10 protein-coding genes, 1 pseudogene and 2 CRISPR repeat arrays (1 of these 13 only partly in view) are annotated in these 14295 nt (G+C 68.8%); all 11 genes and pseudogenes read right to left on the reverse strand.

Annotation, left to right across the window (positions count from 1 at the left end; genetic code table 11):
- Positions 1-15: 15 nt before the first annotated feature.
- On the reverse strand, positions 16-1029 hold the full coding sequence (locus ACZ69Q_RS43575; RefSeq protein WP_471054027.1) for a hypothetical protein: 1014 nt from the start codon (positions 1027-1029) through the stop codon (positions 16-18).
- A gap of 62 nt (positions 1030-1091) precedes the next feature.
- Positions 1092-1367: a hypothetical protein gene (locus tag ACZ69Q_RS43580; RefSeq protein ID WP_471054030.1), complete on the reverse strand. Its 276-nt coding sequence runs from the start codon at positions 1365-1367 to the stop codon at positions 1092-1094.
- Between the two features lie 547 nt (positions 1368-1914).
- Positions 1915-2295 (reverse strand): hypothetical protein, encoded by a 381-nt coding sequence (locus ACZ69Q_RS43585; RefSeq protein ID WP_471054032.1) that lies wholly within the window; start codon positions 2293-2295, stop codon positions 1915-1917.
- Between the two features lie 202 nt (positions 2296-2497).
- Positions 2498-3624: a CRISPR direct-repeat array (repeat unit 29 nt; unit sequence CGGTCCACCTCCGCTCGCGCGGAGAGCAG).
- 18 nt (positions 3625-3642) lie between these two features.
- On the reverse strand, positions 3643-3954 hold the full coding sequence (cas2e, locus tag ACZ69Q_RS43590) for a type I-E CRISPR-associated endoribonuclease Cas2e (RefSeq protein ID WP_471054035.1): 312 nt from the start codon (positions 3952-3954) through the stop codon (positions 3643-3645).
- A gap of 35 nt (positions 3955-3989) precedes the next feature.
- Positions 3990-4990 (reverse strand): annotated as a pseudogene (cas1e, locus tag ACZ69Q_RS43595) (type I-E CRISPR-associated endonuclease Cas1e).
- A complete protein-coding gene (gene cas6e / locus ACZ69Q_RS43600) occupies positions 4987-5661 on the reverse strand; it encodes a type I-E CRISPR-associated protein Cas6/Cse3/CasE (RefSeq protein WP_471054037.1) in 675 nt (224 codons plus the stop codon). The pseudogene cas1e and the gene cas6e overlap by 4 nt, the downstream one beginning before the upstream one ends.
- Complete coding sequence (cas5e, locus tag ACZ69Q_RS43605; RefSeq protein ID WP_471054040.1) at positions 5658-6494, reverse strand: type I-E CRISPR-associated protein Cas5/CasD; 837 nt, start codon at positions 6492-6494, stop codon at positions 5658-5660. Before cas5e ends, cas6e begins: the two co-directional genes overlap by 4 nt.
- Positions 6491-7666 carry a type I-E CRISPR-associated protein Cas7/Cse4/CasC gene (gene cas7e, locus ACZ69Q_RS43610; RefSeq protein ID WP_471054043.1) on the reverse strand — a complete coding sequence of 392 codons (1176 nt, stop codon included), beginning with the start codon at positions 7664-7666 and terminating at the stop codon, positions 6491-6493. The genes cas5e and cas7e overlap by 4 nt, the downstream gene beginning before the upstream one ends.
- A 62-nt stretch (positions 7667-7728) precedes the next feature.
- Positions 7729-8433 (reverse strand): type I-E CRISPR-associated protein Cse2/CasB, encoded by a 705-nt coding sequence (casB, locus tag ACZ69Q_RS43615; RefSeq protein WP_471054044.1) that lies wholly within the window; start codon positions 8431-8433, stop codon positions 7729-7731.
- A gap of 33 nt (positions 8434-8466) precedes the next feature.
- Positions 8467-10038 (reverse strand): type I-E CRISPR-associated protein Cse1/CasA, encoded by a 1572-nt coding sequence (gene casA, locus ACZ69Q_RS43620; protein WP_471054046.1) that lies wholly within the window; start codon positions 10036-10038, stop codon positions 8467-8469.
- Positions 10039-10281: 243 nt separating this feature from the next.
- Entirely contained in the window at positions 10282-13260 is a 2979-nt protein-coding gene (locus tag ACZ69Q_RS43625; protein ID WP_471054048.1) for a CRISPR-associated endonuclease Cas3'', read from the reverse strand.
- An 80-nt stretch (positions 13261-13340) separates the two neighbouring features.
- Positions 13341-14295: a CRISPR direct-repeat array (repeat unit 29 nt; unit sequence GTGGTCTCCGCGCGAGCGGAGGTGAGTCG); it runs 844 nt beyond the window's last position.

Below are 14295 nucleotides of genomic sequence, written 5' to 3' on the forward strand. Positions count from 1 at the left end.
CGGGGTCATCGGCGTTCATGATGCGTGGTTGTTGGTAGCCCGGGCACGGTCGTGGTCTTCCGGGCGGAAACCGGGCTCTGGGTCGGGAATGGAGGTCCGGAGGATTTCGAAGGCTTCGTCGGTGCATGCGCGTCGCATCTTTTCCTCTCCGTTGACCAGGACCGGGTTCCCGCAACCGCATGAGCATGGGGCGAGGTCGGCGTGGGTGAAGCGAGCCGCGCAGGAGAAGCACAGGATGCTGGTGCCGTCGGGCGCGGCGGCGATGACGGCGTGCATCGCCAGGGCCTGCCGGGAGCAGCGGGGGCACCTCTGAACGACGTTGTCGGGGTCAGGGGCCGACTGGGCGATCTCCCCGTGGACGATCCACGTGTACTCGGCGGCGGCCTCTTCCGCGTCCGGCCAGGTCACGAGGCAGAACCGGCAGGTGGGATCGGTGCCGTGGGCGACGACGAGGGCCGGCTGGGCGCATTGCGGGCAGACGACGGTGGTGTCCGCAACCTGGGCCAGGCTGGTGCGCAGGTCGTTCATGCGCGTGGTGATGTACCTCTCGATGCCGCGCAGGCTCGCACGCACGATCGCCATGGTCCGCTCGGCGTCTGCCTTCTGCGCCAGATCAAGCCCGGGCAGCACGTGGGTGTCGAGGAAGGGCAGCAGGAAGTTGAGGACATCGGCCGCGCGGGACTCGACGGCTCCCGCCGGCTGAGTCAGCCCGTAGTGCATCAGGGCGTTGCGATCACGGGCAAGCCTGCTCACCGCGGCGATGCCCTTGTCCGACAAGTCGAGTCCTGCGATGTTCCTCAAACGGGTGAAGGCATCCTCGGTGGTGCAGCTGGTGAAGTCGGCCTTGTCGAATTCCGCGCGGGTGGCGGCGGCAGGTTTTTCGAAGACCAGTGACCAGTGCTCCTGCTGGAGACGGGCCTTGAGCAGCACCTCGACAGCGGCCTGCAGGTGCAGCACGGCGTACTTCAGGTCCCGGGGACCGGGCTGCTGACCCGGCTTGGTGATCAGTCGGCTGACCACGTCGAGCAAGTAGTCCAGGCCGTTTTCGACCAGTGGATAGCACACGTCCGGGCGAGGGCTTGGGCGGGGCGTCATCGGTCCGTCCCGGTGGCAGGGTCGGCGGCAAGGTCCAGGGCATCATAGACGGCGCGGGCGTAGTCGCTCGGCGTTGCGTCGGTGCTGTGCACGACGGCCATCGCAGTGAGTAGGAGGGTGTCGTGCAGGTCTGCCATGGCCCCGGCGGAATTCTCAAGCGGAACCGGCAATCGAGGGTCGAGATCGAGCTCGACGACCGCGCGGCCTGCCTCGTCGAGCACGACCTGGGCGGCATCGCCGGCAACTTCGTCGGGCGCAGCACCCACATCCACATCCGCAACCTGACCAACCCCTGCCACCGCCAACCCCCAGCCACGCCCTCGCCGCCAAGGGCGCGGCAGCCACCCCACGCTCCGCCAGCTCTCCAACTGGCTCGCTGTCATCACCATGCCCCGCCCGGCGAATTCACAGGCCATCTGCAGATCAGCCAGTCTCAGCGCTCCTCGTGCCACGCCCATCATTACAACCCAGAGAAGTGCCAAACTCGGGCGGAAATCGCCTCTGGCTCACTGGTCACCAACATCCGGTCCCCAACTCTCGCCGCCGTTAACGTCGCCTCAAGAGAATGCAGGCTCGTCTGAAGAATTCCAGCCGTGCAGGTCAGTGGGCACAAAAGCCAACTCAACCTTGTCTAGGTCGCCTTCTCAGCGTGTGCAGCATCGCATATCAGAGACCTGTGGATCAGCCAGCTCCCGCAATCACATTGAGACGACACAGCCGTTGGCATACGTCCCGAGGCAGAGCGACGGATACTGCCCGGGTAGAAGCTCTGCCCAGCGGGCGCTGCCCTCTGCCGGAGCACCGAGTAGACGACACCGATCAACTGCTGGCTAGAGCAGCCAGTGACCACTCGACGAAATCAGCGAAGATACCGTTCGCGATCTCGGCCCGCGACTCCTCGTCGAAGGACACGAGGATCACGTAGCCGCCCGCCCTCCATGTCGAGGCAGTACCCGCAGGCGGGGTCGTCGATGGGGCCGCCCAGCACGAGAAGCGGGTCTGCGTTTCGCCGACGACGACCGGCATCACGGTAAAGGGGTCGGGCCCCTCCTCGGAGGTGTCGAGGGTGAACAGGACGTCGACGAAGTCGGGGACCCCGGCATTGCACAGCACCTCGGCGTCGGACTCGGACAGTCCGCGCTCCTCGGCGACGGAACGGGCCAGCGTGACCACGCGTTCCGCGCCGAACACCTCCGTCATCTCTTCATGAGTTGCCATGCGTCTTCTTCCCCTTCGCTGTGCGCTCCTCCAGCCGAGTCCGGACTCTGGCCGTGCAGGCGGTTCAGCCGGCGAGATGGGCCCGCCGCAGCAGGCTCAGCCAGTCGGGGTGCTCGGTCATGTCATCGCCGATGAGCGCGAGCCGTACGTACTCGGCAGTGACCAGCCGTTCCAGGAAGAACGTTGGTCCAACCCCGCTCGCACGGAGAGCAGTACTGGCCGCTGCTCGCCGTGGCTCGCCATGACGGTCCACCTCCGCTCGCGCGGAGAGCAGGCCACGATCACCCGACTCTCCGGTAAGAACGGCGGTCCACCTCCGCTCGCGAGGAGAGCAGTCCCCGCCGGGAAAGCTCGTTGCCTGACGCCACGGTCCACCTCCGCTCGCGCGGAGAGTAGCACCACACGAACACGAACAAGTGGGACGTGGACGGTCCACCTCCGCTCGCGCGGAGAGCAGTCAACAGCACGAGTACCCATACCGGAACTACTCGGTCCACCTCCGCTCGCGCGGAGAGCAGACCCACCACCAGACCTCCCGGGCCCCACATGACGGTCCACCTCCGCTCGCGCGGAGAGCAGGTGCAGGCCCCGCTCGGGAACATCGCCGACCACGGTCCACCTCCGCTCGCGCGGAGAGCAGTCCAAGCCCAACCCGGACCGGCCCAACCAGTCCGGTCCACCTCCGCTCGCGCGGAGAGCAGAGCCCCGGTCACCGCGCGGACGTTGCTGAGGGCGGTCCACCTCCGCTCGCGCGGAGAGCAGGCGGCCGGCCTCAAGGTCTGGTCCGCCGAGGACGGTCCACCTCCGCTCGCGCGGAGAGCAGTTCATGCCGTCCCGGCTCATACGCGCGATGGGCGGTCCACCTCCGCTCGCGCGGAGAGCAGTCCGCCTCCCCCAATGCGGAGCTGACGCATTACGGTCCACCTCCGCTCGCGCGGAGAGCAGCTTCGCATCCAACGCAACTGTCAGACCCGAGACGGTCCACCTCCGCTCGCGCGGAGAGCAGACTTCGAGGAGGCCATCCGTGCGGACGTCCAACGGTCCACCTCCGCTCGCGCGGAGAGCAGTTGGCGCCGCCTCCCTCGTCAACGCCGTCCACTGGTCCACCTCCGCTCGCGCGGAGAGCAGAGCAGCGCAACAACGACGGCGGCCTCGAACTTCGGTCCACCTCCGCTCGCGCGGAGAGCAGGCCTGTGAGGACCGGGGCCGTGGCGATGGCGACGGTCCACCTCCGCTCGCGCGGAGAGCAGGGTCGCGTTGGTGATGCGGTACCAGGAGCGGGCGGTCCACCTCCGCTCGCGCGGAGAGCAGGCTTTTCGACCTGCAGTGTTAGACCGGCTTTACTGTGTCTTTACTGGCGGCCTGAAACGCGACCAGAGTCAAACCGTCGAAGTTGACTGGGTGGCGCCGGCGTCTTCCGACCGTGCGAAGTTCGAAGCCTTGCTCGTTGTCGCTTGGGTAGACCAGGACAGACGTGCCGTCATCTGTGCATGCTGCTACAGATGCCCAGAGTTCATCGCGCACGCGTGCTGAGACTGTGCCCACGTACAGCTGGGGTGTTACTTCAAGGAGCCAGCGGGTGAGGGCGCCGCGGAGGTGGTCTGGGACTGCGGTTGTCGAGATGGTGATCATGGAGGACATGGCGGTGTTTTCATGCTCCTTGGGCCGATCCGTTGTTAGGTATCGGTTGCGTGGTTGACCCCTCCGGGGACGGGGCCGGTCACAGGGTCCCAGAGGTCCACGAGTCGTTCCTCGGGGTCGGCTATGTCCCGGTCGGGTCCGGGGGCGAGGAGGTCCTGGATGTCGGCGATGATCCTTGGGAGGAGTTTGAACAGACGAAGGCCGTTACGGAAGGATCGCCGGGCTTCGGCCTCAGGGTCGGTGGAGTTGTGGAGCGAGAAGGCCAGGGGGATGGTGAGTTCTGCTTTGTACAGGTCGGCGATGTCGTAGACGAAAGCCTGTTGGTTGCCGTTGTGGACGTATCCGAGCGCGGGTGAACAGCCGAGGGCGAGGATGGCTGCGTGGACGATGCCGTAGAGGCAGGTGTTCGCGGACGACAGGGCTAGGTTGACCGGGTCCTGAGTGTCCCAGGACGTGGGGTCGTACGCGCGACGGAATCGGCCGATCCGGTATTGCTGGGCAAGCAGGCGGTATTGGGCCTTGACCCGCTGCCTTCGAGTCCGCGTAGTTGGGCGAGGCTTGTTGCGGGTGGGACGGTGCCTGTTCCGAATCGTTTCTCGTACATGACGGTGGCTACAGATAGTCGTTGGTTGTCGTCGGCCCAGGCCCGGGTTTGGCGTTCGAGCCAGGTGGTGGTGAGCGAGTCGGGGAGGGCTGCGGCGTAGGTGCGGACTCCTCCTGACCCGGTGATGACGACGGTGGTGCCGTGGCGAGCGAGGGTGGCGAGCGCGCGGGCGGTGATGGATGTGCCGGGGCCCAGCAGGACGCAACTGAGGGCAGCGGTGGGTAGGTAGATCGTTTCTGTGCCGCGTTGCTCGCTGGTCACCACGGTGCAGACTCCAGTGTCGTCCTGGTGAATGCGCACGATGTCCATGTAAAGGAAGGACAGCGAATCGGCGATGCGGGGAAGCATGGCGACGGTGGGTGCCGCCAGTCTGCGTCGTGCTTCGCCGGGGGTGGTGCGCTTGGTGCCCGATGTGGGGGCGGGGCGGGTCATGAGGTGTTTCCTGCGGGGGCGATGCTGAGGAGACCGCAGCCGTATGCCTTGCCTCGGCCGATTCCTTCGGTGATCTTCTGGCGGAGGAGGTCGGGGTCCGTGATGGTGGCGGAGCCGTCGAAGCGGGTGCGGGCGTGGCGGATGCGTTGGCGGTCGTCGGACTGGGCTGGTGTGCGGGTGGCTCGGGCGGCGTCGAGGGGGTGGGAGTTGAGGGTGAGGGGTTGGAGGCCGGCGGTGTGGGCCTGGCGGGTCCACCATTCGTCGGCGTGGGTGCCGGTGAGGGGGACGACGGCGGGGAGCTGGTACAGGGCGCGGGTGGTGGCGCCGGGTTTGCGGACAGGGCTGGCGGCGCAGCGGTAGCGGATGGTCAGGCCGGGTTTGAGGGCGTCGAGGAGGGGGGTGAGGGGGCGGCTGTGGGAGGTGCCGTAGTTGTCGGGGAGGTTGGTGAGGTCGGGTTGGTGGGTGCTTTGCAGCAGGATGTGGGGGCCGGTGGGGGTGTCGTCGATGCGGAAGAGGACGCCGAAACGGGCGCGGGGGTCGGGGCCGGCGTCGGCGGGATACAGGGACATGAGGCGGCGGTGGAGGTTCATGGCGGTGTGGCGCCCGGTGAGGTCGCGCCGGGCCTCGCCGTGGCGGGGGTTGGGGATGATGCGGGTCAGCCAGATGGTCAACGGGGGCTCCCTTCGGGCTGGTTGGTGTGGTGGGTCAGGTAGGCGGTGAGGCTGGTGAGGTGGGTGGTGCCCAGGCCGGTGTGCTGGTCGGCGGGGAGGTGGAGGGTGCGCCGGTAGAGGGGGCGGGCGCGGTAGGCACGGTGGCGTGGGTGGAAGGTGAGTGGCTGGTCGTTGACCTGGCCGACCGGGTGGGCGCCGGTGTCGGTGCCAGATTTGGTGCTGTCCTCGGGTGCGGGCAGGTGGTGGAGGGGGTGGTCTGCGAGAAAGTCGATGTTCCGGGTGCTGGTTTTGGGGCGGGGGGCGGCGATGGGCAGGTGGACGAGGTGGTGCAGGACGCTCTCGAAGTGGCCGAGGAGGAGGGGGCCTTCGGGTGGGCAGGAGCGGCGGCCCAGGTAGGGCGGCCAGTGTGGATGGGCCAGGGCGGCTGCCACGTGGCCGAGGAGGTCGGCATCGCCTTGTGGGGCGGTGAGGGCGAGGGTGAAGGCGGCGTCGGCGAGGTAGGTGCGGTGGGTGAGGAGGGTGGCGGTGTCGCCGCTGCGTTTCTTGCCTTCGGCGGTGGTGACGGTGGCTTTGGGTGGCAGGCCGCCGCCGACGGTGTGCAGGTCGCGCAGGAGTACGCCGGGTCTGTCGGCCCGGATCGTGATCGACATCTGGTTGAGGTCGTCGAGGGGGGCGTCGCGGCGTCGGCCCAGGGCGGCTGCGAGCAGGCCGATGACGCCGGAGCGGGTGGGGAAGCTGGCGGTGTCGCGTTCGTTGAAGTGGCTTCGCTCGCCCCAGGATTGCAGCGGTCCGCTCAGGCGCAGCAGCAGCCCAGGCTGTTCGGGGGTGGTCATGCAGCGGCCCCGGCGGGGGCGAGGGCGGTGTCCAGGGCAGCGGTGATCAGGCTGTTGAAGGAGTCGTGGCGCTCGCCGAGCCCGGCCAGGTCGTGGGTGTCCAGGCTGGCCCAGCCGGAGGTGAGGATGCCGTGGGTGCCGAGCAGGGTGTTGGCGGCCTCGGCGTAGGCGGTGAGCTGGGTGCGGGAGGGGGCGGCGAAACCGCCGTGGGCGGCTGCCTGGACAGGCTTTTCGAAGGCAGCCGCAAAGGACAGGGGCCGGTCGCTGCGGATGCAGACGTGGACCAGGTCAGGGATGGTGTGCGGGGCGGTGGAGTTCTTCTTGGCCTGAGGCAGGGAGGTGATGAAGGAGGTCAGGAAGGCGTCGGCCAGTTCGCGGGCAGAGGTGGGGTCATCGCCGATGTTGGCGGTAAGGTCGCGCAGGTCGAGTGTGGCGTAGCGGTAGAAGGTGCCGGCGCTGAATTCGGCGTGGCCCATGTGGCCGCTGCCGGTGGCGTCGTCCCACAGGGCGGTGACGTCGTCGACGGCGGAGAAGTAGTCGAGTTCGACGTCTGTTTCGTGGGTGGTCAGGGCGTGGGCGACCTGGACGGCGCCGTCCACGCCTGCGTCGTCGATCTCGGCGAGCATGCGGCCGAAGAGGTTGATGACGCCGTTACGTGAGCGCAGGACGGCGGCCACGTCGGCGGCGGGCAGGATGCTCTTGTCGGTGGGCTTGGTGATGTCCTTGGCTTGCTCCAGCTCGCTGCGGTGTTGCTCGGCGAGGTCGGCGAGGTCGCTGATGGCGGCTTCGGGTACGTAGACCAGGGCGTTGGTGAGGACCTTGTTGGGGGCGGGCTGCTTGGCGTTGCCGGGGGTTTTGGCGAGTTCGAACTTGATGCCGCTGGCCGCCGCAGCGTGGCCGCCGGCGCGTTGGGCCAAGTCCTTCGGCCAGCTGCGGAGTTCGAGTTCGCGGGTGACGCGTTCGCCGAGGCGGCGGGTACGCAGCGCGGCCTGGCCGATGTGGTCTTCCAGTACGGTGCGGATGGCCCGCTTCCAGCACTGGCTGCTGACGCGGGTGCGCAGGGTGTTGCCGTATTGGACGGTCTTGACGGAGTTGGTGTCGTCCCGGTTCAGGTTGGCGAAGGGGACGGACTGCAGGACGTGGATGTCGATGAAGCGGGCCGGAGTGTGCACAGTGGGTTCCTCTTTCCTTCGGTGTGTGGGGTTGTGTGGTGACGTGACGGAACGTCGGCGGATCACGTGCTGGGTCGGGGGTTCTCGGCTTCGTCCTGGTCGGCGTGGTTGGCGTTCTCGCGCATGGTCTGGGTGCGCTGGCGGTAGTAGTCCTGCAGCCAGCGGCGGGAGATCCGGCCGCGGTGGGCGGGCCAAGCGATCAGGTCGGCCAGCAGTTGGGCCCAGTCGACGGGGACGTTGAGGTCGCGCAGGTAGCCGATGGCGGCGGGCAGGTGCCGGTGCAGGCCGTTGACGCTCTGCCGGGTGAGCAGGTTCAGCCGGGACTCAGCGGTGGACTCTCTCATCTCCCGCTCGCGTGCGGGGCTTTCGGTCACGGCGAGGGCGAAGGCCAGGCCCAGGCTCGTGCCGTAGCGCCCGGCGGGGGTTTGCTCTGCGGTCTGCGGGGGGTGGTCCGGTTCGGGGGTTGGTGTGTGCGCGGTGTCGGATTCGGGGGTGGTGTAGGTGCTGCGGGGTTGGGCGGCGATCATCGCGGCCACCGCGTAGTACGCGTGTTGCTCGGTCTCGGGTGTCGTTCGGTCCTGGGGTAGCCAGGGGGCGATGAAGCGGTGCATGCGGGGGACGTCGTCCAGGCTGCGGCGCAGTCCGCTGCGCAGCGCGGTGCGGGCGCCGGGCTCCTCACGGCAGAGATCCTCGATCCAGCGGGTGTAGGCGACCAGGCGGCGCCGCCGTGTGGTCGTTGGTTCATCGGTAACGGTCGGTGTTGTCATTCTTGGTCTTCCTCGGTCAGGGGTGGGCCACTGTCAGGTGGCCTGCGCAGGCGTGGGTTTCTTGGGCGCGCCGCCGTAGAGTTCGATTCGGGCGTTGGCTACGGCTTTCGCGCCGCGTTGGGTGCGGGTGATGGACGCGGTGACCGTCTCGTAGGCGTTGGTGGCCAGGCGCAGGAAAGCACTCCGTGCGGCGGCCGCATCGAGACCGGCGTACGGCTGGTGGCCGGTGGGGTCGAGGCGGCGGAAGCAGTCCCAGAATTCGGTCTCGGCGGCCGGCCAGTAGCGGGCGGCGGCTTCGGCCATCCAGGTGTCGCCGTTGGCCTTCGGATCGTTCATGTACTCGGCCCAGGCGCGCTTGACCGCCCGCTCCAGTCGGCGCCCGTACAGTTCGCCGAGCCGGCGAAGCCGCCCGACGGCAGGCGCGGTAGCGGGTGCCTTCTGCTCGGCGAAGCCGAGCACTGCGGGCGTGGCGGCATCGACGAACTGCGTGTCCTTGGCCTGGCCTTCCTGTTCGAAGCCGAGCGCTCGCACCCGAAGGTCTTCGGAGACTTCGCTGGCGTACTCGAAGACCTTCGGCCGCTGGGGTTGGGCGGTGCCGGGCGGCTCTTTGAGTAGCAGGGCGTCCAGGTCGCGCCACAGGGCGCGCCTGGAGTCGGCGGGGCGTGGGTAGCGGTTGTTCTGCTGACTGATCTGCCAGATCAGGTAGTTGTCGTCACGGGGGATGCGGCCTGTGCGGTAGGCCCAGGTGATGTACGCATCCCGCACCAGCTCCGGATCGTTCTCGTCGGGGACGAGCAGCAGGGCGTGCTGGGAGCAGGCGGTCAGCCGCGCGCATGGGCCGGCAGGGAGGGGCGGGGCGGCATCCGGGTCGGGCAGTTCCTCCCACTCCCACGGGCACTGGTCGTCTTCCCGCCTCACGGTCTGCTCGGGCGGGACCAGGCCCGCCAGCAGCGTCTCAAACAGGCTGGTGCCCTCGGGGTGGTAAGACAGGGCGGTGCGCAGCGGGCCGGCTGTGGTGCTGGCGGTCTTGACCCCGTTCACTTCTCGGGCCGAGCAGCGGCCGGAAGGCCCGTTGTAGTGCCACACCAGGAGGTTCAGTACCGCTTCGGCCGCGGTGGGCAGGTCGGGGCGGGCATCGCTGCCGTGTCGGAACCAGGCGTGGGTGTTACCCGCCGGGCGCGTCACGATCAGCTTGTTCACCCCGGCGGTCTTGTCCGCGTCGCACTGGTCGGTCAGCCGGGCATCCTGCATCCATGGCCGTCGCCCATCGGGGTCGTAGAGGAAGAACCGGTGCCGGTAGCGGCTGACGTAGGTGTCGATCCCCTCTGACGGGAGCCGGCCAACACCCAGGGTGTCCAGACGCCGTTCCCCCCAGTCGCCGGGTGCGGCCTCGTCCAGTGCGGTCACGCGCGCGGTGAGCGCGTACAGGGTGCGCAGCAGCGCGGAGTGCGCGGGTGGATCAGTGATCGTGAGGGTGGCGATGTCGCCGCTGCGCAGCAGCAGCTCCCGCAGCCCCACACGCTCCGGATGGGGAGGCTGCGCATCGTTGGTCCAGCGGACGGGGATCCATGGTTCGTCGAATAAGTTATGCGTGCTGGTCGGCATCGGGCTCCTTTCGCCGGGAGGCCGGTCACAATGAGGTCGGGGTCTCCGCAGGCGCGGAGGTGAGCCGTGTGTTGCTCGCAGAGCGACGTGGGACTCTCCCCCTTTTGCCCGCGCGAGCGGGCTGACGGCTTGGCCTCCACCAGTACGTCGTCGCCCAATTCGCGCTGGGTAAATACTGGTTGAGGACCGTAGCCAAGTGTGTTGCTCGCAGAGGCAGGTTCTTCGGGAAGTAGCCGGGAATGATCAGATGGTTTCGAGTCCGACGGCGGAGGCCCGGATCGTCCGGGTGCCGTGGCGGCCACTCCACACCGCGCCAGTCTCCTCGCGGTCGGCGGGCTGCATCGGGAGCAGGACCACCTCGCGTAGTACGGGGTGCTTGTCCCAGCCCTGCGGCGCCAGGTGGCCCTCGGCCCCGAGCAGCCAGCGGCCGGGCACCGGCGCCACGTGCGCCATCACCTGCGTCAACTCCGTGTGCGTGAGCCCGTTTCCACCACCGGTGGGCAGCCGGAGCGTGCCAGCCTCATCGAGCGTCAGGGCGCCGTCGGGCTGTTCGTACAGGCACAGCAGGCGCCCGCTGTCCGCCCCCAGCCGGGTGGTCAGCAGCTCCTCGCCGACCCCAGCCTCCCGGCGGCTGAGCCGGTGCAGGTCCCCGGCTACGTCGGCGGGCGCGCAGATGGCGACCAAGTCGGCCAGATGTGCCTCGGCTGCCTCCTCGGCCTGCCGGACAGCGTCCATCTGCCGCAGCTCCCGCTGCGCTGCCCCGTCCAGCCGATCGACAAAGTCCTCCGCGTACACGGCGTCGACCAGCTCCTGTACCGCCTCGGGCACCGCGACACCGGCCGCCGCCCGCTCACCCAGCAGATGGGCGGTGCGCTGCAGCAGCCCGGCGTCGTACACGCTGCCCCAGCTCCTCGGCACAAGGACGGTGCCGTCGTCGCCGACCGGTTCCAGGACGACCAGGCGCGGCTCCTCCTCCGCCAGCGCCCAGGCCGGGCGCCCGGTGGCGCCGCGAGTGTGGCGGCGTCCGCGGCCAGCGCGCTGCAGCAGCTGAGCCAGCGGGGCAAGATCGGTGACGACCAGGTCGAAGTCCAGGTCCAGTGACTGCTCCACCACCTGGGTGGCCACCAGGATCGACGCCGGACGCGGCCCTGTCACTGCCTCCGCTGTGCACGGCTTGCCGTACGCCGCTTCGCACCCGGCGGTGATGCGCTGCCGGACATGGGCCGGGTAGCGCGAGTGCAGCAGCCGCACCCCGCCCGTCCGCGCGGCGAGGTCGGGAAAAGCGGCGCGCAGGTCACGGAAGGTCTGCTGGGCCTCGGCCACCGTGGTGCAGCACACCAACGCGGTCCCCCCGTACAAGGCGACCGGCTCCAGCGCCTCCCGCAACGCTGCACGCCGCCCCTTCGGCTGCACCGGACTGCCCGCCGCTGCCATGGCATCCCACGTGACCGGCCGCACCCGCACGTCCAGTTTGCGAGCGCGCGCGCTGCCGACCTCCCGCGGGACTGCAACCTCTCCGGTGGCGGCATCGGCGAACACCCAGCCCGGATAGCAGGGCTTGACCGCCGACGCCCGAAGGAACCCCGCCCCGCGGCGGTAGGCATCCACCAGCGACGAAGCCGTCCGCCCGGACAATGTCGCCGACAACAACACCACCGGGGCACGAAACGCCCCCAGCCACTCCAGCAACCGGGCCAGCATCTGGTGCATCCACGGCCCGTACGCATGCGCCTCATCGACCACGAACACCTTGTCCGACAACCCGAACAAGCGCAGGGCGTTATGGGTCACCGGCAGCACCGCACTGAGTGCCTGGTCGATAGTCCCGGTCCCCAGCGGGGCCAACAGGCCACGCTTGGAACCCCGCAGCCACATCCCGGCCTCCGTCGCGGTGCCCGCGTCCGCACTCACCGTTCCCGAATCCGTCGTGGCAGACATCGCGGTGGCGTAGGCGGGGCTGAGCCAGGCCATGGAATGCAGCAGCGTCAACGCCCGCTCCCCCTCCAGCGCCTGCCCGGCGAACTCACTCACCCGCGGATACATTGCATCCGCTGTCGCCATCGTCGGCAATGCGAAGAACAACCCCCGCGCGCCGGACACGCGCCCCAACACCGACGCCGCATACAGGGCCGCCTCGGTCTTGCCGTCCCCGGTCGGCGCCGTCACCAGCACCAGCCCCGGCCCCTTCTCATCGACGAGCGCGGGCAGATGCGCCGCCAGGTCGCCCTGCAGAGCATTGGGCGCGAACGGGAACATCTCCTCGAAACCAACACTGACGAACCGAGCACGTCCCAGACGCGCTGTCGCCACCAGATGTGGAGCCACCTTCCTCGTGCGCTCCCAGTGCGCGTCGACTGCTTCCGCCGTCGCCTGCCAGTCCCGCGCAGGCAACAATGGAAGGATCGCCTCGGTCTGACTGGCGAGCCAGTCCGCGACGACCACCAGCCCCGTCACGATCACTGCCAATTCGGCCGGCAGCCCGTGGCGCGGCACCGCAACGGCACCGGTGACCCGCCGCAACTCATCGAAATGACAACGCCGTTGAGACGCCCAGCCCTCGCCGCCGAGCCCTGGCTGGTAGGCGCCTGCGTGCGCCGCCTCCTTGACCTGCAGAGCAACTCCGAAACACCCGTGGTGCCCCCCGAGGAGCTGCGCAACTTGATGACTCACCGAGCGCCGCATCACACGCCCCTTGCTCGGATATCCGATCTCATCGAGGAGCTGCACCAACGCCCAGTGTGTAGCCATCTCATGCCGAAACGCCCGCTCCCGCTCCGCTCCCACAGCGAACCCGAAGCCTGGGTCGCTGCGCACTGCGGCGAAAGCCGCCGGGACCTGCGCCTGGAACGGCGGAGTGATCTTTCCAAGATCATGCAGCCCCGCCCAGAACGACAGAACGCGCCGCGTCTCGTGCACCGCCAGCCCCAGCGCTTGAGCGATTCCCGCCCGCGTCTGATCGCTCAACAGGACGTCCCAGAGGGCGCCGAACACCGCTGAGGTATCAAGGAGATGACAGATCACGGGGTAGGGGTGCGGCAGGCCGTGTTCCTTCCCCCATAACCGGGCCTCGACCCGGGACTTCCCCGGAGGAATGGGATCGCGCTTCATCATGAGACCTATGGATAGCAAGGCCCACTGACAATGGCCTTCCACCTGCACGAAGACCACGACAAGGGCGAATCGGACCGTAGAATCCGAGTGATGGAACGCCAACAGGCCCATCAGGCCACGATCACGCGGCTAGCCCCCTCGCATCATGTAAAGAAGTCGCAAAGCGGCTGAAGAAGCCCAGGTCGGAAAGTGTGGTCTCCGCGCGAGCGGAGGTGAGTCGAACGCCGAGATGGGCTCCAAGTGGGTCGAGCAGTGGTCTCCGCGCGAGCGGAGGTGAGTCGCCGGGGCGCCCCTTCCCGCCTGCCAGCACTCAGTGGTCTCCGCGCGAGCGGAGGTGAGTCGTCGGCACTCAAGTCGCTGGCCGGCCGTGGCGGGTGGTCTCCGCGCGAGCGGAGGTGAGTCGTTCAAGGAGTGGGTCGGAGGCTGGGGGCTGCCGTGGTCTCCGCGCGAGCGGAGGTGAGTCGCCCTGGGTGTCGGTCATGAACGCCTGGTCGCGGTGGTCTCCGCGCGAGCGGAGGTGAGTCGTCGATGGCCGCGATCGGCATGGCCGGCCGGTGGTGGTCTCCGCGCGAGCGGAGGTGAGTCGCCGCCCGCCCCGGAATGCTCGCCCGCACAGATGTGGTCTCCGCGCGAGCGGAGGTGAGTCGGCGGCCACGGCCGCCGTGAAGTGGGTGGTCGAGTGGTCTCCGCGCGAGCGGAGGTGAGTCGGTGGGCCTGGGGGCGTCTGCGCTGGGGGCGGGGTGGTCTCCGCGCGAGCGGAGGTGAGTCGGAACACGGCGCGGAGGCCCTCGCGTACACCCAGTGGTCTCCGCGCGAGCGGAGGTGAGTCGAACCTGCTCGGCATCCCGTGGCGCGTGGCGTTGTGGTCTCCGCGCGAGCGGAGGTGAGTCGTACGGGGAGAGCTCGGGCCTCACCCTGAGCCTGTGGTCTCCGCGCGAGCGGAGGTGAGTCGTAAGGCGGCGAGGTGACGATGCAGTCAACCGAGTGGTCTCCGCGCGAGCGGAGGTGAGTCGACGACCGGCGTGGTCATCAGCCGCTCGGGCGGGTGGTCTCCGCGCGAGCGGAGGTGAGTCGAACATGTTCTCCGGCAGCGCGCGGACGTCCGAGTGGTCTCCGCGCGAGCGGAGGTGAGTCGTCCATCTGCTT

This window comes from Streptomyces sp. NPDC036764, from assembly GCF_055609385.1.

What these genes read in the sequence shown, in the direction of transcription:
- ACZ69Q_RS43585 (WP_471054032.1), bottom strand. Translation starts at nt 2,295, where the DNA reads ATGACGGAGGTGTTCGGCGCGGAACGCGTGGTCACGCTGGCCCGTTCC.
- cas2e (WP_471054035.1), bottom strand. Translation starts at nt 3,954, where the DNA reads ATGTCCTCCATGATCACCATCTCGACAACCGCAGTCCCAGACCACCTC.
- cas5e (WP_471054040.1), bottom strand. Translation starts at nt 6,494, where the DNA reads ATGACCACCCCCGAACAGCCTGGGCTGCTGCTGCGCCTGAGCGGACCG.
- casB (WP_471054044.1), bottom strand. Translation starts at nt 8,433, where the DNA reads ATGACAACACCGACCGTTACCGATGAACCAACGACCACACGGCGGCGC.
- casA (WP_471054046.1), bottom strand. Translation starts at nt 10,038, where the DNA reads ATGCCGACCAGCACGCATAACTTATTCGACGAACCATGGATCCCCGTC.
- ACZ69Q_RS43625 (WP_471054048.1), bottom strand. Translation starts at nt 13,260, where the DNA reads ATGGGCCTGTTGGCGTTCCATCACTCGGATTCTACGGTCCGATTCGCC.